Annotated in this window: 17 protein-coding genes; 5 read left to right on the forward strand and 12 right to left on the reverse strand. The window is 71.7% G+C overall.

Annotation, left to right across the window (positions count from 1 at the left end):
* Window positions 1-78: 78 nt before the first annotated feature.
* From ABTX18_RS18985 to atzF, 4 genes are read left to right on the forward strand one after another with little or no spacing between them, the layout of a single operon-like run.
* A complete protein-coding gene (locus ABTX18_RS18985; RefSeq protein ID WP_352123845.1) occupies window positions 79-897 on the forward strand; it encodes an urea amidolyase associated protein UAAP1 in 819 nt (272 codons plus the stop codon).
* Window positions 894-1,517 carry an urea amidolyase associated protein UAAP2 gene (locus ABTX18_RS18990; protein WP_352123846.1) on the forward strand — a complete coding sequence of 208 codons (624 nt, stop codon included), beginning with the start codon at window positions 894-896 and terminating at the stop codon, window positions 1,515-1,517. The genes ABTX18_RS18985 and ABTX18_RS18990 overlap by 4 nt, the downstream gene beginning before the upstream one ends.
* Window positions 1,514-5,059, forward strand: coding sequence for a 5-oxoprolinase/urea amidolyase family protein (locus ABTX18_RS18995; RefSeq protein ID WP_352123847.1), 3,546 nt, complete (start codon window positions 1,514-1,516; stop codon window positions 5,057-5,059). Before ABTX18_RS18990 ends, ABTX18_RS18995 begins: the two co-directional genes overlap by 4 nt.
* Window positions 5,059-6,774 carry an allophanate hydrolase gene (gene atzF / locus ABTX18_RS19000; RefSeq protein WP_352123848.1) on the forward strand — a complete coding sequence of 572 codons (1,716 nt, stop codon included), beginning with the start codon at window positions 5,059-5,061 and terminating at the stop codon, window positions 6,772-6,774. Before ABTX18_RS18995 ends, atzF begins: the two co-directional genes overlap by 1 nt.
* 159 nt (window positions 6,775-6,933) lie before the next feature.
* Here the strand turns inward: atzF and ABTX18_RS19005 are convergent, their stop codons facing one another.
* The 12 genes from ABTX18_RS19005 to ABTX18_RS19060 form a co-directional block, all read right to left on the reverse strand.
* On the reverse strand, window positions 6,934-9,768 hold the full coding sequence (locus ABTX18_RS19005; RefSeq protein WP_352124015.1) for a DEAD/DEAH box helicase: 2,835 nt from the start codon (window positions 9,766-9,768) through the stop codon (window positions 6,934-6,936).
* Between the two features lie 44 nt (window positions 9,769-9,812).
* Window positions 9,813-10,721 (reverse strand): diacylglycerol kinase, encoded by a 909-nt coding sequence (locus ABTX18_RS19010; RefSeq protein ID WP_352123849.1) that lies wholly within the window; start codon window positions 10,719-10,721, stop codon window positions 9,813-9,815.
* Between the two features lie 17 nt (window positions 10,722-10,738).
* Entirely contained in the window at window positions 10,739-11,695 is a 957-nt protein-coding gene (gene tatC, locus ABTX18_RS19015) for a twin-arginine translocase subunit TatC (protein WP_352123850.1), read from the reverse strand.
* Window positions 11,696-11,744: 49 nt separating this feature from the next.
* The gene (gene tatA, locus ABTX18_RS19020; protein ID WP_352124016.1) at window positions 11,745-12,035 is read right to left on the reverse strand and encodes a Sec-independent protein translocase subunit TatA; all 291 of its coding nucleotides are present in this window, start codon (window positions 12,033-12,035) and stop codon (window positions 11,745-11,747) included.
* 226 nt (window positions 12,036-12,261) lie between these two features.
* Complete coding sequence (locus tag ABTX18_RS19025; protein WP_352123851.1) at window positions 12,262-12,459, reverse strand: hypothetical protein; 198 nt, start codon at window positions 12,457-12,459, stop codon at window positions 12,262-12,264.
* Between the two features lie 47 nt (window positions 12,460-12,506).
* Window positions 12,507-12,776 carry a hypothetical protein gene (locus ABTX18_RS19030; protein WP_352123852.1) on the reverse strand — a complete coding sequence of 90 codons (270 nt, stop codon included), beginning with the start codon at window positions 12,774-12,776 and terminating at the stop codon, window positions 12,507-12,509.
* A 26-nt stretch (window positions 12,777-12,802) separates the two neighbouring features.
* Window positions 12,803-13,759, reverse strand: a complete 957-nt coding sequence (locus ABTX18_RS19035; RefSeq protein WP_352123853.1) for a helix-turn-helix transcriptional regulator — start codon at window positions 13,757-13,759, stop codon at window positions 12,803-12,805.
* A gap of 13 nt (window positions 13,760-13,772) precedes the next feature.
* Window positions 13,773-14,726, reverse strand: a complete 954-nt coding sequence (locus tag ABTX18_RS19040) for a helix-turn-helix transcriptional regulator (RefSeq protein WP_352123854.1) — start codon at window positions 14,724-14,726, stop codon at window positions 13,773-13,775.
* A 151-nt stretch (window positions 14,727-14,877) separates the two neighbouring features.
* Window positions 14,878-15,249: an FKBP-type peptidyl-prolyl cis-trans isomerase gene (locus ABTX18_RS19045; protein WP_352123855.1), complete on the reverse strand. Its 372-nt coding sequence runs from the start codon at window positions 15,247-15,249 to the stop codon at window positions 14,878-14,880.
* A 43-nt stretch (window positions 15,250-15,292) separates the two neighbouring features.
* Window positions 15,293-16,249 (reverse strand): FKBP-type peptidyl-prolyl cis-trans isomerase, encoded by a 957-nt coding sequence (locus ABTX18_RS19050; protein ID WP_352123856.1) that lies wholly within the window; start codon window positions 16,247-16,249, stop codon window positions 15,293-15,295.
* A 140-nt stretch (window positions 16,250-16,389) separates the two neighbouring features.
* Window positions 16,390-17,751 (reverse strand): Pup--protein ligase, encoded by a 1,362-nt coding sequence (pafA, locus tag ABTX18_RS19055; RefSeq protein WP_123468669.1) that lies wholly within the window; start codon window positions 17,749-17,751, stop codon window positions 16,390-16,392.
* A 218-nt stretch (window positions 17,752-17,969) separates the two neighbouring features.
* Complete coding sequence (locus ABTX18_RS19060) at window positions 17,970-19,229, reverse strand: MFS transporter (RefSeq protein WP_352123857.1); 1,260 nt, start codon at window positions 19,227-19,229, stop codon at window positions 17,970-17,972.
* 131 nt (window positions 19,230-19,360) lie between these two features.
* On the opposite strand from ABTX18_RS19060, the gene ABTX18_RS19065 reads away from it, so the two are divergent.
* Entirely contained in the window at window positions 19,361-20,386 is a 1,026-nt protein-coding gene (locus tag ABTX18_RS19065; protein WP_352123858.1) for a LacI family DNA-binding transcriptional regulator, read from the forward strand.
* Window positions 20,387-20,402: the final 16 nt, after the last annotated feature.

Here is a 20,402-nt window from a genome sequence, read left to right on the forward strand (position 1 = left end):
CCACGACTCCACGGCGCCCTAATTTCTGTCGCGCGACAGAAACAAGCGTCGGCACCACGTCGAGCCGGAGGTTGAGCCATGGCCACAGCGACCACACAAGGGGCCCGGGACCACGCACGCGCCCAGGGCGGCTCCCGCACCGGGTCCATGCCGGTGGTGCCCGCCACCGACTGGCCGGGCGCCACCCCCGGCACCCCCGTCTGGGCCGAGACGGTCGCGGGCGGCAACTACACGCACCGCGTGCTGGCGCGCGGCACCGAGCTGCGGCTCACCGACCTCGCCGGTGACGCCTGCGCCCATCTGCTGCTGTACGCGGACGGGCGCCCGTGGGAACGGCTCAACACCGCGGACACCGTGAAGGTCCAGTGGAACGCCTATCTGGGCGCGGGCCGGCTGCTCCTCTCCGACCAGGGGCGGGTGCTCGCCTCGCTGACCGCCGATTCCTCGGGCCGGCACGACGCCCTGTGCGGCACCTCCACCCTGCGGCGGAACACCGAGCGGTACGGAGACGGCACACCCCAGTCGCCCTCCCCCGCAGGCCGGGAGCTGCTGAAGCTGGCCGCGCTGAAGAACGGCCTGGAGCCGCGCGACCTGCCGCCGTCGCTCTCCTTCTTCCAGGGCGTACGGATCCGGGCGGACGGCACCACGGAGTTCACCGGCTCGGCCGGCGCGGGCGGCTCGGTGACGCTGCGCGCCGAGCAGGACCTGACCGTGCTGATCGCGAACGTCCCGCACCCGCTGGACCCCCGCCCCGCCTACACCAGCACGCCGCTGGAGGTGCTGGCCTGGCGCGCACGGCCGACCGCGCCGGGCGACGGGCTGTGGGACGCCACGCCGGAGGGCCGCCGCGCCTTCCTCAACACACTCGACTTCCTCACCGCCCGGGGGCTCGCATGACCACGTCCGCCACGGTCCTCTCCACGACCGTCGTCCCCGCCCGCGCCGCCTGGTCCGCGACCGTCCGGGCGGGTGAGCACCTCACGCTCACGGATCTGCACGGCAACCAGGCGGTGGACTTCCTGGTGTACGACGCCGACGACACGGCGGTCCGCTACAGCGCGCCCGACACGATCCAGGCCGGTGGCGGCATCTTCCTCACCACCGGCAGCGTGCTGATGTCGAACGAGCACACCCCGCTGATGAAGGTCACCGCCGATACCTGCGGCCGCCACGACACGGTCGGCGGCGCCTGCTCCAAGGAATCCAACACCCTGCGCTACGGCCACCACACCTGGTCGCAACACGCCTGCGTGGACAACTTCCTCGCGGAGGGCGCCCGGCACGGGCTCGGCAAGCGCGATCTGGTGTCCAACATCAACTGGTACATGAACGTACCCGTGGAGCAGGACGGCACGCTCGGCATCGTCGACGGAATCTCCGCCCCCGGGCTGAGCCTGACCCTGCGGGCCGAGACGGACGTGCTCGTACTCATCTCCAACTGCCCGCAGATCAACAACCCCTGCAACGGCTTCGATCCCACGGCGGTCCAGGCCACGGTGACCGGGACGAGCCGATGAGCTTCGACACGCTGCTGATCGCCAACCGCGGCGAGATCGCCGTCCGCATCATCCGTACGGCCCGCCGCCTAGGTCTCCGTACGGTCGCCGTCTTCTCCGACCCGGACCGGTCGGCTCCGCACGTCCGCCTCGCCGACGAGGCGGTACGGCTGGGACCGGCACCCGCCAAGGAGTCCTATCTGGACGCCGACCTCGTGCTGAAGGCCGCCAAGGACACCGGTGCCGGGGCCATCCACCCCGGTTACGGATTCCTTTCCGAGGACGCGGAGTTCGCCCGGCGCTGCGAGGACGCGGGCATCGTCTTCGTCGGCCCGACCGCCGCCCAGCTGGAACTCTTCGGCGCCAAGCACACCGCACGCGCCGCGGCCGAGGCGGCGGGCGTGCCGCTCGCCCCCGGGACCGGGCTCCTGCCGGACCTGCCCTCGGCACTGGCCGCCGCGGAGGGCGTCGGCTACCCCGTGATGCTGAAGGCCACGGGCGGCGGCGGCGGGATCGGCATGTCGGCCTGCCGGTCGGCCCCGGAACTCGCCGACGCCTGGGAGCGGGTGCAGCGGGTCGCCGCCGCCTCGTTCTCCTCGGCCGGAGTCTTCCTGGAACGCCTCGTGGAGAACGCCCGCCACGTCGAGGTGCAGGTGTTCGGCGACGGGAGAGGCAAGGTGGTGACGCTCGGCGACCGCGACTGCTCCCTTCAGCGCCGCAACCAGAAGGTCCTGGAGGAGGCCCCGGCCCCCGGCCTCCCCGCTCACATCCGCGCTCAACTGACCGACAGCGCACGGGAGCTGTGCGCCTCGGTCGGCTACCGCTCGGCCGGAACCGTGGAGTTCGTGTACGACGCCGCACGCGCCGAGGCGTACTTCCTCGAGGTCAACACCCGCCTCCAGGTAGAGCACCCGGTCACCGAGGAGATCCACGGCGTCGACCTCGTCGAGTGGATGCTCCGCCTGGCCCAGGGCGACACCTCGGTCGTACAGCAGCCGGACGCCCCGCACGGCCACGCCGTGGAGGCCCGCGTCTACGCCGAGGACCCGAGCCGCGACCACCGCCCCGGTGCCGGCCTGCTGACCCGGGTCGACTTCCCCCGGGGCGAGGGCCTGCGGGTGGACGGCTGGATCGAGACGGGCACGGAGGTGACGACGGCGTACGATCCGATGCTGGCCAAGGTCATCGCGTACGGCAGCGATCGCACCGAGGCCCTGGCCCGGCTGGACGCGGCGCTCGCCGCCACGCGTATCGACGGCATCGAGACCAACCTCGGGCTGGTCCGGGCCGCGCTGGCCGACGAGCGGGTCCGTACCGCCACGCACTCCACGGCCACGCTCGCCACGATCGACGACCCGACGCCCCGCATCGAGGTGGTGGCCGGCGGCACCCTCACCACTGTGCAGGACTGGCCGGGCCGCACCGGCTACTGGCAGGTCGGGGTGCCGCCGTCGGGCCCCATGGACGATCTGTCCTTCCGCCTGGGGAACACGGCTCTCGGCAACGCGCCGGGCGCGCCCGGCCTGGAGTGCACCCTCCAGGGCCCCACCCTCCGCTTCACCCACCCCACGACCGTGTGCGTCACGGGCGCCCCGGCTCCGGTGACCCTCGACGGCGCGACCGTCCCGCAGTGGGAGCCGCTGACCATCCCGGCCGGTGCCACGCTCGCGATCGGCGCCCCGGCGGAGCACGGGCTGCGGACCTACGTCCTGTTCGCCGGCGGCGGTCTGGACGTCCCCGCGTTCCTGGGCAGCGCGGCCACGTTCACGCTCGGCGGCTTCGGCGGGCACGGCGGCCGGGCCCTGCGCACCGGCGACGTCCTGCACGGCGGCGGCCGGGCGCCCGAGGCCCTCCCCGTACCGGTGCCCGAGCGGCCCCGCTTCACCGCCGGCTGGCGGATCGCCGCGGCCGAGGGCCCGCACGCGGCGCCCGAGTTCTTCACCGAGGAGGACATCCACGACTTCTACGCGGCCGACTGGAAGGTCCACTTCAACTCGGCCCGCACCGGTGTCCGCCTCATCGGCCCGAAGCCGCGCTGGGCCCGCGCGGACGGCGGTGAGGCCGGGCTGCACCCGTCCAACATCCACGACACTCCGTACTCCGTGGGCGCGGTCGACTACACCGGCGACATGCCGGTGCTCCTGGGCCCGGACGGCCCCTCGCTCGGCGGCTTCGTCTGTCCGGCGACGGTGGTGACGGCCGAACGCTGGAAACTGGGCCAGCTGCGCCCCGGCGACACCGTCCGCTTCATGCCGGTCACGGTGACCGGCGAGCCCCGCCCGGAGATCACCGACGGCGGCATCCTGTACCGCGACGACGTCCTCACCTACCGCCGCAGCGGCGACGACAACGTGCTGGTCGAGTACGGGCCGATGCAGCTGGACCTCGCCCTGCGCATGCGCGTCCACGCCCTCATGGAGGCGCTGACGGAAGCGGCCGTTCCCGGTATCACCGGTCTGACGCCGGGCATCCGCTCGCTCCAGATCCAGCTCGACCCCACCGTCCTCGCCCAGACCGAACTGCTGGAGCTGCTGCACCGCACCGAGGCCGCGCTCCCGCCCACCGACGCCCTGACCGTCCCCTCCCGCACCGTGCACCTCCCGCTGTCCTGGGACGATCCGGCGACCCGGGAGGCCATCGCCCGGTACATGGCGGGGGTACGGGACGACGCGCCGTGGTGTCCGTGGAACATCGAGTTCATCCGCCGCGTCAACGGCCTGGAATCGGTCGACGACGTCTACCGCACGGTGTTCGACGCGGAGTACCTGGTGATGGGCCTGGGCGACGTGTATCTGGGCGCACCGGTGGCCACCCCGCTGGACCCGCGCCACCGCCTGGTCACCACCAAGTACAACCCGGCCCGGACGTGGACGGCGGAGAACTCCGTCGGCATCGGCGGCGCGTACCTCTGTATCTACGGCATGGAGGGCCCGGGCGGCTACCAGTTCGTCGGCCGCACCACCCAGGTCTGGTCGGGCTGGCAGCAGCGCGGCGCCTTCGAGCCGGGCTCACCGTGGCTGCTGCGCTTCTTCGACCGCATCAAGTGGTATCCGGTGGAGGCGGACGAGCTCCTGGAACTGCGCGCGGACATCCTCTCCGGCCGCTTCGTCCCGCGCATCGAGGAGGGCGAGTTCTCGCTGGCCCGGTACGAGGATTTCCTGGCCCGGAACGCGGAATCGATCGCCGCGTTCCGTACCCGCCAGGGCGCGGCCTTCGCCGGTGAACGGGACGCGTGGGAGGCCGCGGGCGAGTTCGCCCGGGCCGACGCGGCCGACGCCCCGGCGCCGCCCGCGGCCGCGGTGACGGTGCCTCCGGGCGGCCACCTGATCGAGGCCGAGTTCGCGGCGTCGGTCTGGCAGCTCGATGTGGCCGAGGGCGACACGGTGACGGCCGGTCAGCCGCTGCTGGCGCTGGAGGCGATGAAGATGGAGTCCCGGGTGCACGCCCCGGCGGACGGCGTGGTGGAACGCGTCCTCACCCGGCCGGGCGCCCAGGTCGAAGCGGGCACCGCTCTGATCACCCTGGCGCCACCCACCCGTACGAACCGAGGAGCACACCTCTGATGCCCACGCCCACGCTCACCCGGGTCCGCGCGGCGTACGCCCGGATCGAAGCGGTGGACCGCCCGGAGATCTGGATCGGTCTGCGGCCGCAGTCCGCCCTGGAGGAGGAGGCCGGCGCCCTCGACACCCGGCTGGCGGCAGGAGAGTTCCTGCCGCTGGCGGGCCGCCTGCTGGCCGTCAAGGGCAACATCGACGTGGCCGGCCTGCCCACCACGGCGGGCTGCCCGTCCTACGCGTACGAACCCGCCGCCGACGCCCCCGTGGTGGCGCGCCTGCGTGCCGCGGGGGCTCTGGTGATCGGCACGACGAATCTGGACCAGTTCGCCACGGGTCTGGTCGGCACCCGCTCCCCGTACGGCGCGGTCCGCAACGCCTTCGACCCGGATCGCGTCAGCGGCGGTTCCAGCTCCGGTTCGGCCGTCGCCGTCGCACTCGGCATCGCGGATCTGGCGCTCGGTACGGACACGGCGGGCTCCGGCCGGGTCCCGGCGGCCTTCAACGGCATCGTGGGCCTGAAGCCGACCCGCGGTCTCGTCCCCGCCGACGGCGTGGTCCCCGCCTGCGCGAGCCTGGACTGCGTCACCGTCTTCGCCCGTACGCTCACCGAGGCTGAGGCGGCGCTCTCGCTGATGTCCTCCCCCACCACCACCCCCGCCGTCCCCGCGCGCGTCCCGGGTCCCTGGCGGATCGCGGTGCCGTCCGCGGAACAGCTGGGCGAACTGGACCCCGGCTGGGCGGAGGCCTACGCGTCCACGGCGGCCCGCCTCCGGGCTGCGGGCGCCGTCCTGCTTCCCGTCGACCTGACGCCGTTCACGGAGGCGGCGGCCATGCTCTACGAGGGGGCGTTCGTCGCGGAGCGCTACACCGCGGTGGGCGCGTTCGTCGACAGCGGCCCCGCCGGCCTGGACCCCACGGTGGCGGGCATCATCACCGCGGCCCGGGACCTCCCGGCCCACCGCCTGTTCGCGGACCGGGACCGGCTGGCCCGGCTCCGTAGCGCGGCCGAGGCCGCGCTCGGCGACGCGGACGCGCTTCTGCTCCCCACCACGCCCGGCCACCCCACCCTCGCCGAGGTGGCGGCCGACCCGCTGGCCACGAACGCCCGGCTCGGCCGGTTCACCAACTCCACCAACCTGTTCGACCAGTGCGCGGTGGCCGCCCCCGCGGGCGAGGTGGCCGGCCTGCCGTTCGGCGTGATGCTGATCGGCCCGGCCCACACGGACGAACGCCTGACCCGGATCGCCGCCCTGCTGACCCCGCCCGTCCAGCTCGCGGTGGCCGGCGCCCACCTGACGGGCGAGCCGCTCAACCCTCAGCTCCTGTCCCTGGGCGCCCGGCTGATCCGCACCACGACGACGGCCCCCGTCTACCGCCTGCACGCCCTGCCGACCGACCCGCCCAAGCCGGGCCTGGTCCGCACGGACAAGGCAGGCGCCGCCATCGAAACAGAGATCTGGGAACTCCCCGCCGAGGGCCTGGGCACCCTCACGGCAGCCCTGCCGCACCCCATGGTGCTGGGCCGGGTGGACCTGTCGGACGGCACAACGGCCGCGGGCTTCCTCTGCGAGCCGTACGCGGTGGAGGGATCGCAGGACATCACCGGATACGGCGGCTGGCGCGCCTACAGATCGAGCCAGGAGGGCATCCCCGGCACCCTTCTCAGCTCCCGCACCACTTCCAGCCCTTCCGCCCCTTTCAGCCCCTCCGGCGATTGAGGAGCGGGGGTCCGGGGCGGAGCCCCCGGTTACGGGGCGGGTAGGGGACAAGCCCGCCGCAGGCGCACCGCACCCACAGACGGACCGCACAAGCGCCCGCCCCGCAGGGCAAGCGCCCGCCCCGCAGGCGACCAAGGACCCGGGGGCAAAGCCCCCACCTCACCCCACAGAGCTGTAAGCCACCACGCCCCGCAACACCTCATCAACCGCCTTCCGCGCATTGCGCCCCACCGAACTGCCCTCGCGCGGCGCCGCCGCGGCCACCTGCCCCAGCACGTCGATGACCTGCTTGCACCACCGCACGAAGTCCCCCGCCGGCATCTCCGCCTCGCGCAGCACCTCGTCCAGCGTCCGGCCGGACGCCCACATGTAGACCGCCCAGGCGAACCCGAGATCGGGTTCGCGCTGTCCGACCCCCTCCGCCTGGCGGATCTTGAAGTCCTCCTCCAGGGCGTCGAGCCGACCCCAGATGCGAACCATCTCGCCCATCGCGGTCTTCGCCGGCCCGGACGGCAGCTTGGGCGCCACCGCGTCATCGGCCTGCCGGGCCTCGTACACGAGCGCCGACACGCATGCCGCGAGCTCGGCGGGGTTGAGGCCTTCCCACACCCGGGCCCGCAGGCATTCGCTCGCCAGCAGGTCCAGCTCGCCGTACAGCCGGGCCAGCCGCTTGCCGTGCTCGGTGACCTCGCTGCCCCGCAGATAGTCGAGCTCGGTGAGCAGGGCCACGATCCGGTCGAAGGTGCGGGCGATCGTGTTCGTCCGCCCCTCGATGCGCCGCTCCAGCTGCTGCGTGTCCCGCTGCAGCCGGTGATACCGCTCGGCCCACCGCGCGTGGTCCTCGCGCTCGTCGCACCCGTGGCAGGGGTGGGCGCGCAGCTCGGCCCGGAGGCGGGCGATCTCGCGGTCGTCGGCGGCGGCGGACCGGTCCCGGCGGTGCCGGTCCGGCACGATGTGCCCGGCCTTCGTGCGCAGCGCGGACGCCAGGTCGCGGCGCGACTGCGGCGAGCGCGGGTTGAACGACTTCGGGACGCGCATCCGCTCCAGCGCCTCGACCGGCACCGGGAAGTCGATCGAGGCCAGCCGCTTCACCTGGCGCTCGGCCGTGAGCACCAACGGACGCGGCCCGTCGTGGTATTCGAGCCCCCGGTGCCCGTGCCCGTTGGTCCGCCCCGCGGGCAGCCCCGGGTCGAGGACGAGCGCGAGACCGGCGAACTTGCCGGTCGGCACATGGATGACGTCACCGGGCTTCAGCTTCTCCAGCGACGCCGCGGCGGCGGCCCGCCGCTGCGAGGCGCCCTGCTTGGCGAGGTCCGTCTCGCGGTCCTTGAGGTCGCGGCGCAGCCGCGCGTACTCCTCGAAGTCACCGAGGTGGCAGGTCATGCCCTCCCGGTAGCCCTCCAGGCCCTCCTCGTTCTTCTGGACCTGGCGGGAGATCCCGACGACCGAGCGGTCGGCCTGGAACTGGGCGAACGAGGTCTCCAGCAGCTCGCGCGAGCGGTGCCGCCCGAACTGGTGGACCAGGTTGACGGCCATGTTGTACGAGGGCCGGAAGCTGGAGCGCAGCGGATACGTGCGCGTGCCCGCGAGTCCGGCCAGGGCGCCCGGGTCCATGCCCCGCTGCCACAGCACCACGGCGTGGCCCTCGACATCGATGCCCCGACGGCCGGCCCGGCCGGTCAGCTGGGTGTACTCACCGGGGGTGATGTCGGCGTGCTGCTCGCCGTTCCACTTGACGAGCTTCTCCAGGACCACGGAGCGCGCGGGCATGTTGATGCCGAGCGCGAGGGTCTCCGTCGCGAAGACCGCCTTGACGAGCCCGCGGACGAAGAGCTCCTCGACGACCTCCTTGAAGGTCGGCAGCATCCCGGCGTGGTGCGCGGCGATGCCCCGCTCCAGGCCTTCGAGCCATTCGTAGTAGCCGAGGACGTGCAGGTCCTCGGTGGGGATGGACGCCGTGCGCTGCTCGACGATCTCCCGGACCAGCCGGCGCTTGTCCTCGTCGTTGAGCCGCAGTCCGGCGTGCAGGCACTGCTGCACGGCGGCCTCGCAGCCGGCCCGGCTGAAGATGAACGTGATCGCGGGCAGCAGCCCCTCGGCGTCGAGCCGGTCGATGACCTCGGCCCGCGACGGTGTCCAGATCCGGCTGCGCTCACGCCGCTCGCGCTCGCGGTCCGCCTCGCGGACCATCTTCCCGCGGCGGCGTTCGCGCGGGTTGTATCCGCGCTGGATCTCCATGCGGGCGAGCCGGACCAGGTCGGGGTTGACCTCGCGGCGCCCGGACCCGCGGCCGCCGTGGTCGCTCTCCTCCTCGAAGAGGTCGTACATCCGGCGGCCTGCCAGCACGTGCTGCCAGAGCGGCACGGGCCGGTGCTCGGAGACGATCACCTGGGTGTCGCCGCGGACGGTGTCCAGCCAGTCGCCGAACTCCTCGGCGTTGGACACGGTCGCCGACAGCGACACCAGGGTGACGGACTCGGGGAGGTGGATGATCACTTCCTCCCAGACGGCGCCCCTGAAGCGGTCGGAGAGGTAGTGCACCTCGTCCATCACCACGTGACCGAGGCCGTTCAGCGCCTGGGAGCCCGCGTACAGCATGTTCCTCAGCACCTCGGTGGTCATGACGACCACCGGTGCGTCGGCGTTGACGCTGTTGTCCCCGGTCAGCAGGCCGACCTTGTCCGCGCCGTAGCGCTTGACCAGGTCGGCGAACTTCTGGTTGGACAGGGCCTTGATCGGCGTGGTGTAGAAGCACTTGCGGCCCTGGGCGAGAGCGAGGTGCACGGCGAACTCGCCGACGATCGTCTTGCCCGAACCCGTCGGCGCGGCGACGAGCACGCCCTTGCCGGCCTCCAGCGCCTTGCACGCCTCGATCTGGTAGGGGTCCAGATCGAACTCGTACATCTCGCGAAACGGGCCGAGCGCGGTCGCCCGTTCGGCGGCTCGGATACGGGAAGCCTGGTATCGCTCAGCTGGTGAGAGGTCCTCTGTCATCTTGTCCACGAGCCTACCCGCCGCCTCTGACAGTCACTCGATCTTTAATCGCCCGTGGTGGAAAGCGCCCCCAGCACCCGTGCGGCACCCGGTACGCAGGTGGCGGTCAGCGGCAGCGGGCCGAGCGGTTCACCGTCCGCGTACGCGGTGACACCGACCGCTTCGAGCGCGATGGAGGACACCCGGTGCACGGTGACAGCCGGGTGGCCGAGGTGGGTCCCCTTGTAGACCTTGGGGAACACCTTGAGAAGGGTGGTGCGGCTGCAGTCGCCGACGACGGTCACGTCGAAGAGGCCGTCGTCCATGACGGCGTCCGCGCAGATCCGCATGCCGCCGCCGTAGGTCGATCCGTTGCCGACGGCGATGAGCGTCGCCTCGATCTCCCGGAACGGTCCGCCGTCCAGGCTGATGCGGTACGCGATGGGCTCGAAGGCGGCGAGTTCGGCGAGGATCGCCAGGTCGTACTTGAACCGGCCGCCGACCCACCGCATCCGGTTGCCGCGGTCGTTGACGCGCGAGTCGAAGCCGGAAGCGAGCACGGACCCGAACCAGCGCTCACCGACCCGGCCGAGGTCGATCTCGCGGACGGCGCCGCCCTTGAGTGCCTCGGCGGCCAGCCGCCCCGCCGCGGCGGGGTTCCGTATCGGCAGGCCGAGGGCGCGCGCGAAGTCGTTGCCCGTACCGACGGCGACGACACCGAGCGGGGTCAGGGTCCCGGCGACGGCCTGGAGGGCGAGGGACATCATCCCGTCCCCGCCGACGGCTATGAGCGCGCCGGTCCCCCCGGCCACGGCCTCCCGCGCCCGCCGCAGCGCGTCGTCGGCGTCCTCACCGAGCACCGTACGGACGGAGAATCCGGCGTCCCGCAACGCCGAAGCGGCCGGCTGCGCGGCGTGCGCGCCCCGGCCGCGTCCCGCGGTGGGATTGACGAAAAGGGTGATCTCGCTGGTCACCCGCCGGACCCTACAGCTCAGGTGATGTCGTCGTAACCGTTGAGCCGGCCCGATCGTCCGCCGTCCTGTTCGCCGTCGGCCTGTGCGGGCAGCGACGCCGACACGTTCTCCATGTCGCCGATGTCCTCGGGGGTGAGGTCCAGGTCCGAGGCCTCGTCGTCGTCCAGCTCGGCGTCGGGGTTGTTGCGACGCCTGCGCCGGTCGTTGGCGATACAGATGCCGAGCGCGATGAAGTACAGCAGCACGATCGGTGCGGCGAGTGCCGTCATCGTCAGCGGGTCACCCGTCGGGGTGGCGACCGCGGCGAAGACCGTGATGCCCATGATCATCGCGCGCCACCAGGACGCGAGCCGCTTGGCCGTGAGGACGCCGGTGAAGTTCAGCAGGACGAGCAGGAGCGGCAGCTCGAAGGCGAGACCGAACACGATCACCATGCGCGTGACGATGTCGAGATAGTCGTCCACGGGCAGCAGGTTCGTCGTGTTGTCCGGCGTGAAGTCGAGCAGCACCGCCGCGGTCTGCGGCATCAGGATGTACGCGAGCGCGGCTCCCACGCAGAACAGCGGCACCCCCGCGCCGACGAAGCTCAGCGCGTACTTCTTCTCGTTCTTGTGCAGACCCGGGGCCAGGAACGCCCAGAGCTGGTAGAGCCAGACCGGAGTGGAGAACACCACCCCCGCCATGAGGGAGACCTTGAGGGCGATGGAGAACGGCGCGACCAGACCGTTCACCGTCATTTCGGCGCAGGGGCGGCCGTTCGCCTGCTTCTTCTGGCCGTCGGTGCACCCCACCGACTCCAGGATCGGGCGGATCAGGAAGTCGATCACGTCCTGGTAGAAGAAGGCTGTGACCGACGTGATGACGACGACCGCCACCACCGCGATCATCAGTCGGTTACGCAACTCACGCAGGTGATCAACGAGAGGCATCCGCCCCTCGCCGTCCTTCTCCTGCTTGCGGGCAGACTTGAGCAACCCACTTCCCTCGTTTCGTGCGGCAGCCTTCGGACGAATCCGTCAGCTTTCAGCTCTGGGTGGTGGGCTTCGCTTCGTTCACCGGGCGGGAGCTCGTCACATCGCCGGGAGCGGCCTGGATCGTGCGCGCGGCGGCGGGCTGCTGAGGCACCTGGTCGGCGACCGTGTCCGTCGTGGGCGCCGGCTCGTCGTCCTTCTTCATCGCCTTGGCCTCGCTCTTGAGGATGCGGGCCGACTTGCCGAGGGAACGGGCCATGTCGGGAAGCTTCTTGGCGCCGAACAACAGCAGGATGACAGCGATGATCAGGATGATCTCGAGAGGCTTCAGATTGCCCATGATGTGCTTCCTTCTCGCTGAGGCGGCTGGAGGGGGGCTCGCTGCCCTGGGGTCGGACACACGTCCGGCCATTCGCTGCGAGCGATCGTAACCCGCGGGAGTAAACGCGAGGCAATGCCCGTGCATACTTTCCGGGCGGCCCGCCCCTCCTGCCAGGGCCGTCACCAGCAGCGTACCCTCCGCCACCGGGAAAAAGGAGGCCGCGCCCCTCCGGATCGAACAGGCCCCGCTAGCGCAGGCTTTCGCCCGTGGCGGCGAGTTTCTCCGCCGCGCGCTCCAGGTCCTCGGCCGCCCGGTTGATGCGCTGAGTGGTGCGTGTCACCTGGTGACCGAGGCGCTGGGCCTCGACGAAGACCTTGACGGCCAGCACGCCCAGGACGGCGATCCCGAGGAATCCCAGGGCGATGGCGAGCATGGGCCAGAACATGCGCAGTGCCTCGATGTGTCTCGTATCCGATGGTCCGCGGTGATGCCTCAGGCACCGGTGTGCAGGCGCAGCGTCCGCACGCCGCCGCCCGTGAGGAGTTCCACTATCCGCTCCCCCGCGGGCCGGCGGACGGACGCGTCGCACGCGGGACAGGTGAAGGAGTAGAACGTGGTACGGCTGCTCGCGCCGATCGCGAGCCGGAACTCCGCCGCGGCCAGTTCGAACCGCTCGCGGCACTCCGGGCAGGCGGCCTTGAACCGGACGGATTCGGGAACGACCACGGTCGACACATCGGAAATACCGGATATCACAGACATGTTTCCCCTGCCCCTCTGGTATTCCCTCACGCCAGGCCGTCGTACGCGGCGAGCGCCGCCCGGGCCGCTGTCCGGGCGCTCCGTGCCAGCTCCGGCGGCGAGACGATGCGCCCCTCCCCGCCGAGCCGGAGCGCGAGCCTGCGCAGGGAGGCGGGGTCGGGGGTGCGCAGGGTGATCCGCAGCCCGCCGTCGGGCCGTTCCTCGGCACTGTCGTGCGGGTAGTACTCGGCGACCCAGCGTCCGCCCGGGCCCACCTCGATCACGACCTCCGGGTCCTCGGCCGCGGGCTGGACCAGCCCCTCCGACAGGTCCCGCAGCTCCAGCTCGGGCGGCGCGGCCGGTTCGTCGAGCAGCCGGATCTCGGCGACCCGGTCGAGGCGGAACGTGCGCCGGTCCTCGGAGGACCGGCACCAGGCCTCCATGTAGGTGTGCCCGACGGCGAACAGCCGGATCGGGTCCACCTCACGCTCGGTGAGTTCGTCGCGCGCGGGCGAGTAGTAGCGCAGCCAGAGCCGGCGGCGCTCGGAGATCGCCCGGTCGACGTCCGCGAAGACGCCGCCCTCGGACTCGAAGGTGACCGAGAGCCGGGAGCTCGCGGCCCCCACCTCACCGGCGGCGGCCTCCAGCTTGGCGGTGGCCCGCAGCAGTGCCTGCCGGTCGCTCTCGCGCAGCCCGGGCAGCGTCGCGACGGCGCGGGCGGCGACCAGCAGGGCCGTCGCCTCGTCGGCCGCGAGCCGCAGGGGCTCCGCGACGTCGTCCGGGTTGTGCCACCAGATGCGGTCGCCGTCGGTGTCGATGTCCAGGAGATCGCCGCCGCGGAAGCTCGTCCCGCACATGGGCAGGACGTCGAGGTCCGAGATCAGCTCGTCCTCGGTGATCCCGAAGGCCCGGGCGACGTCCTGGACATGGGCGCCCGGGCGCTCACGCAGATATGTCACCAGGGAGAGCATCCGGCGGGTCTGGTCAATGGCGTTCGTGGCCATGAATACGGTCCCCTCAGTCCTTGGCCACGGCGCGCAGCCGGTCCACCACGTCGGCCCGCAGATCCGCAGGTTCCTGCACGACGACGTCGGGGCCGAACTCGACGAGCCAGGCGTCCAGGCCGTGTCCGTACGGAATCTCCAACTCCTCCCACCCGTCCCCGAGTTCCCGTACCGATATCGCCCGGGCCCGCAGCGGGTAGCCGGAGTCGGCCCGCAGCCTGATCAGCGCGGTGCGCGTGGCCGTCTCGCCCGCCCAGCTCTCGACGGTCTCGCGGACGGTGACCACGTCGGGGACCTCGGCGGTGAAGGCGCCCGCCCGGGAGCGGACCTTGCCCGTGATCCGGGAGAGCCGGAACACCCGCTCGGCGCCCCGCCCCCGGTCCCAGCCGGCCAGGTACCAGTGGCCGCGCCAGCACTCCAGCGTCCAGGGCTCGACCTGGCGCTGTTCGGGGCGGGCCGCGTTGCCCTTGCGGTAGTCGAAGGTCACCGGCCGGCGGTCGCGGCACGCCAGCATCAGCGGCTCGAAGGCGGCCTCATGAACGGGGATACGGGGTTCGAGGGCGCTGTGCACCTCGTACGCGTCCTCGGCCTCCGGCATGCCCGCGGCCCGCAGTTTCTGCAGGGCTCCGCTGGCCGCTCCGGCCAGCCGGGCCTGCTGCCAGACCTTGGCGGCGAGCCCCAGGGCCGCGGCCTCCTCGGCGTCCAGCGTGATCGGGGGCAGGCGGTTGCTGTCGCGGCGGGCGAGGTAGCCGGTGTCGCCGTCCAGGTTCTCCACGGTGTCGATGACCAGACCGAGTTCGCGCAGATCGTCCTTGTCGCGCTCGAACATCCGGTTGAAGGCGTCGTCGGATCCCGCTTCGAGGTAGGCCTCGATGGAGCCGCGCAGTTCACGCTTGCTGAGCGGGCGCCGGGTCCCCAGCAGACACAGCGCCAGGTTCATCAGCCGCTCGGCCTTGGCAATCGCCATCGACGCCCTTTCTGTTTTGCTCTACGACCCTCGACCGTACCGCCCCGGGGTGTCCGGACGAAAGCGAGTGTCGCGACGGGCAAACGTTGCCTGCCGCAGCACGAGGGCCCGCGCCTTGCGGCACGGGCCCTCGTAGCGCGCAGGCGCCGGATCAGACGGCCATCAGGTCACAGACGAAGATCAGCGTCTCGCCCGGGGCGATGGCGGCGCCGGCGCCGCGCTCACCGTACGCGAGGTGCGCGGGGATGGTCAGCTGGCGACGGCCGCCGACCTTCATGCCCTGCAGGCCCTGGTCCCAGCCCGGGATGACCCGGCCGGCGCCGAGCGGGAACTGGAGCGGAGTGCCGCGGTTCCAGGAGGAGTCGAACTCCTCGCCGGTGGAGAAGGCCACGCCCACGTAGTGGACGGAGACGGTCTGGCCGGCCTTGGCCTCCGGGCCGTCGCCTTCCCAGATCTCCTTGATCTCCAGGTCGGCCGGCGGCTCGCCACCCGGGAAGTCGATCTCGGGCTTCTCGATGCTCACTGACTTGCTCCTCTAAATGATGAACTGGGCAACCGGGACAGTCTTACATCTTTGTCAGGATGTCCACGGCGAAGACGAGCGTGGAGTTCGCCGGGATGGACTGCTGTGCCTTGTCACCGAGGCCCTGGTCCGGCGGGACGACGAGCAGCACGCGGCTGCCGATCTTCTTGCCGATCAGGCCGTTCTTCAGCCCCTTGAGGGTGACCTGGGCGAGCGGGAAGGAGGCGGTCTTGCCGGTGGCGTAGGTGTCGTCGAACACCTTGCCGTCCTTCCACAGCTTGGCCACGTAGTTCACGACGACCGTGTCGGTCTCCTTGACGACCTCGCCCTTGGACTCCAGGACGTAGTTGGAGACCAGCTTCTTGGGCGGGGCGACCTTGCTCGGGACCGTGACGGTCGGCGCCTTGCCGTCGGTGTTCGTGCCCACCTTCGGCAGGTCGGTGTTGTCCTGGGCGACCGGGGTGCCCTTGGCCGACGCCGGGATCTGCTTCGCCTTCAGGATGTCGACCACGAAGACGAGCGTGGCGTTCGGCTTGATGTCGCCCTGGCCCTGCGCGCCGTAACCGAGGTCCGGCGGGATGACGAGTTCGACCCTGCTGCCGACCTTCTGACCGGCCAGGCCCTTGTCCCAGCCCTGGATGACCATGCCGGCGCCGAGCGTGAGATCGAACGGCTGCTTGCGGTCGAAGCTGTTGTCGAACGGCTTGTCGGAGTCCCAGGCCTGCCCCAGGTAGTTGACCTGGATCGCGTCCCCGTTCTTGAGCGTGGCGCCGTCGCCCTCACTGATGACCTTGGTCTTCAGCTCCTTGGGCGGCGTACCCGAGCCCTTGGCCAGGGTGGGCTTCTCGCCGAACTTCGCACCCGCGGTGATGGCGGGGAACCCGCCCTTCGTGGGGGCGGTCGCGGAGGTGGAAGCGGAGTCGGAGCCCTTGTCGTCGCTGCCGCAGGCCGCTGACACCAGCAGCAGGGGGATGACGAGAAGGCCGGCAATTCGGCGCACTGGTTCCTCAGATCTCAGACGACACATTTGTTGGCATGCACCCCGGGGGGTCCCCGACACTCTAGGGCGTGCGCAGGGCCCCGTACGAGGAACGTACGGGGCCCGAGTCGCGCGAGGGCCGAGGCGCGTCCTGCGCCGGCTCACATACCCGCGATCAGCTTCTCCACTCGGTCGTCGACGGATCGGAAGGGGTCCTTGCACAACACGGTGCGCTGCGCCTGGTCGTTGAGCTTGAGGTGGACCCAGTCGACGGTGAAGTCCCGCCGCTGCTCCTGGGCCCGCCGGATGAAGTCGCCCCGCAGTCGCGCCCTGGTGGTCTGCGGGGGCACGGACTTGCCCTCGAAGATCTTCAGGTCGTTGCAGATACGGGCGGCCTGACCCTTGCGTTCCAGCAGGTAGTACAGGCCCCGGCGGCGATGGATGTCGTGGTAGGCGAGGTCTATCTGGGCGACCCGCGGATTCGACATGGTCATGTTGTGCTTGGCCCGGTACCGCTCGATGAGCTTGTACTTCATGACCCAGTCGATCTCGGTGCCGATCCGGTCGAGGTCCTCGGCCTCGATCGCGTCGAGCGTACGGCCCCACAGTTCGAGGACCTTCTCTACGTTGCCCGTACGGATGCCGCGGCGGTCCACGAAGTCCACGGCCTTCTCGTAGTACTCGCGCTGCACCTCTATGGCGGATGCCTCGCGGCCGCTGGCGAGGCGGACCTTGCGCTGCCCCGTGATGTCGTGACTGACCTCGCGGATCGCCCGGATCGGGTTCTCCAGGGTCAGATCCCGCATCACCGTGCCCGCCTCGATCATGCGGAGCACCAGGTCGGTCGCGCCGACCTTGAGGAGCATGGTCGTCTCGGACATGTTGGAGTCGCCGACGATGACGTGGAGGCGGCGGTAGCGCTCCGCGTCCGCGTGCGGTTCGTCGCGGGTGTTGATGATCGGACGGGAACGCGTCGTCGCGGAGCTGACGCCCTCCCAGATGTGCTCGGCACGCTGGCTGACGCAGTACACGGCGCCGCGCGGGGTCTGCAGCACCTTGCCGGCGCCGCAGATCAGCTGTCTCGTGACGAGGAAGGGAATGAGGATGTCCGCGAGCCGGGAGAATTCTCCGTGCCGGGCCACGAGGTAGTTCTCATGGCATCCGTAGGAGTTTCCCGCCGAGTCGGTGTTGTTCTTGAAGAGATAGACGTCGCCCGCGATTCCCTCCTCGTGCAGGCGGCGTTCGGCGTCGACAAGCAGGCCTTCGAGAATGCGCTCGCCGGCCTTGTCGTGGGTGACCAGTTCGGTCAGGTTGTCGCATTCGGGGGTGGCATATTCCGGATGCGATCCCACGTCGAGGTAGAGGCGGGCGCCGTTCCGCAGAAAGACATTGCTGCTGCGGCCCCATGACACAACACGGCGGAAGAGGTAGCGCGCCACTTCATCAGGAGACAGTCGGCGCTGTCCCCTGAACGTGCACGTGACGCCGTACTCGTTCTCCAGCCCGAAAATGCGGCGGTCCATGACTGAACATTACGCCTGATGGCCCGAGCTGAAACCGGGTTCGACGGCACCGTTCCGATCATTTTCGATCCTCGCACCACGAGAGCACCGCGCCCGGGAGCTGCGAGGACCTTTCCGGCGGCCCGGGGAACGGGCGGCGTCACCACTCCACCGGCCCCGGCGACGGGGGTGTCGCGGCGCCGCGTCCGGGCGGTCCCGGACGCCCAGGGCGCTTCCCTTCATGCCTGGGGTTCCGGGCTCAGGCCGGGTTCGGCGGCGCCGTCGCGGCCGTCCTGCGGACCGTGCGCCGCGACAGCACCGCGTCCCGGAGCCGCGAGGACCTTTCCGGTGGCCAGCAGTACGAGCAGCGCGGCCGCTCCCCCGGCCGCCGCGACGGCGAAGCTCCACACGGTCCCGCCCAGTTCGACGGCCGGACCCGCCACGGCCGTGCCCGCCGCCGCGCCCACCCCGAACGTCGTGACGAGCCAGGAGAACGCCTCCGTCACCGTGCCCCGCGGGGCGTGCCGGTCGACGACGATGAACGAGCAGGCGATGGCCGGGGCGAGGAACACCCCGGCGACGGCGGCCAGCACGGTCATCGCCACCACGCCCGGCGTCAGCATCAGCGGCAGATAGCCGAGCGCCAGCAGCGCCACGATCACCCGGAGCCTGCGCTCGGGCGGCCCCGACCACTGCCGTGCCCCGTACACCGTGCCGCCGAGCAGCGCGCCCAGCCCGAGAGCGGCCATCAGCCATCCGTAGACGGACTCCTGGCCGTGGTCGTCGGCATAGGCGACGCCCGCCACCGTGATGGATCCCAGGGCCAGTCCGACGAAGAAGAAGGAGCCGAGCAGCGCCAGCAGTCCGGGCGAGCGCAGCGCCCCCAGCCAGTGCGCCTCGCGCGGAGCGGAGCGCCAGGTCCTGGACGGCTCGGACAGGACGACGGAGAGCGCCCCGAGGACACCGATCGCGTTGATGACGAGCAGCGCGGCGGCGGGCGACCAGAGGGAGACCAGCACCGTCACCAGCAGCGGTCCGACCGTGAACATGACTTCCTGCGCGACCGCGTCCATGGCGTACGCGCGATGCACCCGGTCCTCGCCGCCGAGGACGCTCGGCCACAGCGCCCGCAGGCCCCCCTCCAGGGGCGGGGTGGCCACCCCTGCGACGGCGACGGCCGCGTAGGCGAGCGGGAGCGATCCGAAGCCCGCCACGGCGAGCAGGGCCATGCCGAGGGCCGACAGCACGGCGGCGGGCAGCTGGACGCGTGGCTGGCCGTACAGGTCGACGGCACGGCCCAGCAGCGGCTGTCCGACCGCCGTGCCCAGTCCGTACACGGCGGCGAGTGCGCCCGCGAGGGCGTAGCTGCCTCCCTCCGCACGGGTGAACAGCACGATCGCGATGGGCGCGGTGCCGTTCGGCAGCCGCCCCACCAGGGTTCCCGTCAGCAGCCGGGCGGCATGCCGCGCCCGGAGGATGTCCAGATATCCCGCGGCCATGTCCCGCCCTCTCCTTGGAGCGCCCTTCGGGCACCCGAGGTTTTACGTATAACTTCCTGGTTCATACGTACCATGAGCCCAGTCCGCAGGTCCACCTCACGGCGCCTGCCCCGACCGGCCGGGAGGCCCGCGTGACCAGCCCAGCACCGCCCGGCCCGCCCCGGCCCACCAGCCGCGACGTCGCACGGGCCGCAGGCGTCTCCCAGGCCACGGTCTCCCTGGTCCTCGGCGAGAAGTGGCAGGGCAGGGTCTCCGAGACCACCGTCGGGCGGGTGCGCGACGCCGCCCGGGACCTCGGCTACCGGCCCAACCTGGCCGCCCGCAATCTGCGCCTCGGCCGCACCAGGACCGCCCTGCTCGTGGTCCCCGCCCTCACCAACGAGTTCTTCGCCCGGGTCTACACCGGCGCCGCGGCGGTCGCCGCCGAACACGGCTTCGGCGTGGTCCTCTATCCGTCACCGGACGGCACAGGCCCGGCCCGGGACCCCTTCGCCTCGGCACGCGCCGCCCTGGACGGGGTGATCGCCTCCTCCATGGCGGCCGACGCCCTCGGCGCGCTGCACGGCGCCGGGCTGCCCCTGGTGATGCTGGACAGCGATCCCGCGGCGCCGGGCCCCGCGGCCCGCGTCAACCTCGACATCGCCGACGGGATGCGTCAGGTGACGGAACATCTGCTCGCCCTCGGCCACCGCCGCTTCGTCCACCTCGCCTCGGCCGTCGACTCCTGGACGTTCGCGGTCCGCGCCCGCGCCCTCCACGAGGCCCTGCGGGGGGTGTCCGGCACCGAGGTCCGCACCGTGCCGGCCGCGCTGAACGTACGGGCCGGTGTGGAGGCGGCGGAACGTGCGCTCGGGCTCCCCGGGCCCCGCCCCACCGCCCTGGTCTGCGACGACGACATCCTGGCCGCGGGCGCCTGCAAGGCCGCACGCCGGCTCGGGCTGCGCGTGCCGGACGACGTCTCCGTCACCGGCTTCGACGATCTGGCCCTGGCGACAGCGGTGGAACCGGAGCTCACCACGGTGCGACTGCCGGCCGAGCAGGTGGGCGAGCGCGGCATGAGCGCCCTGCTGGCCGTGCTGGAGGGCCGCGCGGCCCAGGCCGGCAGCCTGCCCGTGCACCTGGTCGTACGGGGCTCCAGCGCACCCCCCTCCTCATGACGGTGCCCCGGCCCGC

This window comes from Streptomyces sp. NPDC096323 (genome assembly GCF_040302845.1).
GTDB lineage: Bacteria > Actinomycetota > Actinomycetes > Streptomycetales > Streptomycetaceae > Streptomyces.

Bases quoted from the DNA above. Each gene is read 5' to 3' on its own strand.
- ABTX18_RS19060 (WP_352123857.1), bottom strand. From the start codon at position 19,229: ATGGCCGCGGGATATCTGGACATCCTCCGGGCGCGGCATGCCGCCCGG.
- ABTX18_RS19035 (WP_352123853.1), bottom strand. From the start codon at position 13,759: ATGGCCACGAACGCCATTGACCAGACCCGCCGGATGCTCTCCCTGGTG.
- ABTX18_RS19030 (WP_352123852.1), bottom strand. From the start codon at position 12,776: ATGTCTGTGATATCCGGTATTTCCGATGTGTCGACCGTGGTCGTTCCC.
- pafA (WP_123468669.1), bottom strand. From the start codon at position 17,751: ATGGACCGCCGCATTTTCGGGCTGGAGAACGAGTACGGCGTCACGTGC.
- ABTX18_RS18985 (WP_352123845.1), top strand. From the start codon at position 79: ATGGCCACAGCGACCACACAAGGGGCCCGGGACCACGCACGCGCCCAG.
- atzF (WP_352123848.1), top strand. From the start codon at position 5,059: ATGCCCACGCCCACGCTCACCCGGGTCCGCGCGGCGTACGCCCGGATC.
- ABTX18_RS18990 (WP_352123846.1), top strand. From the start codon at position 894: ATGACCACGTCCGCCACGGTCCTCTCCACGACCGTCGTCCCCGCCCGC.
- ABTX18_RS19005 (WP_352124015.1), bottom strand. From the start codon at position 9,768: ATGACAGAGGACCTCTCACCAGCTGAGCGATACCAGGCTTCCCGTATC.
- ABTX18_RS18995 (WP_352123847.1), top strand. From the start codon at position 1,514: ATGAGCTTCGACACGCTGCTGATCGCCAACCGCGGCGAGATCGCCGTC.
- ABTX18_RS19025 (WP_352123851.1), bottom strand. From the start codon at position 12,459: ATGTTCTGGCCCATGCTCGCCATCGCCCTGGGATTCCTCGGGATCGCC.
- ABTX18_RS19040 (WP_352123854.1), bottom strand. From the start codon at position 14,726: ATGGCGATTGCCAAGGCCGAGCGGCTGATGAACCTGGCGCTGTGTCTG.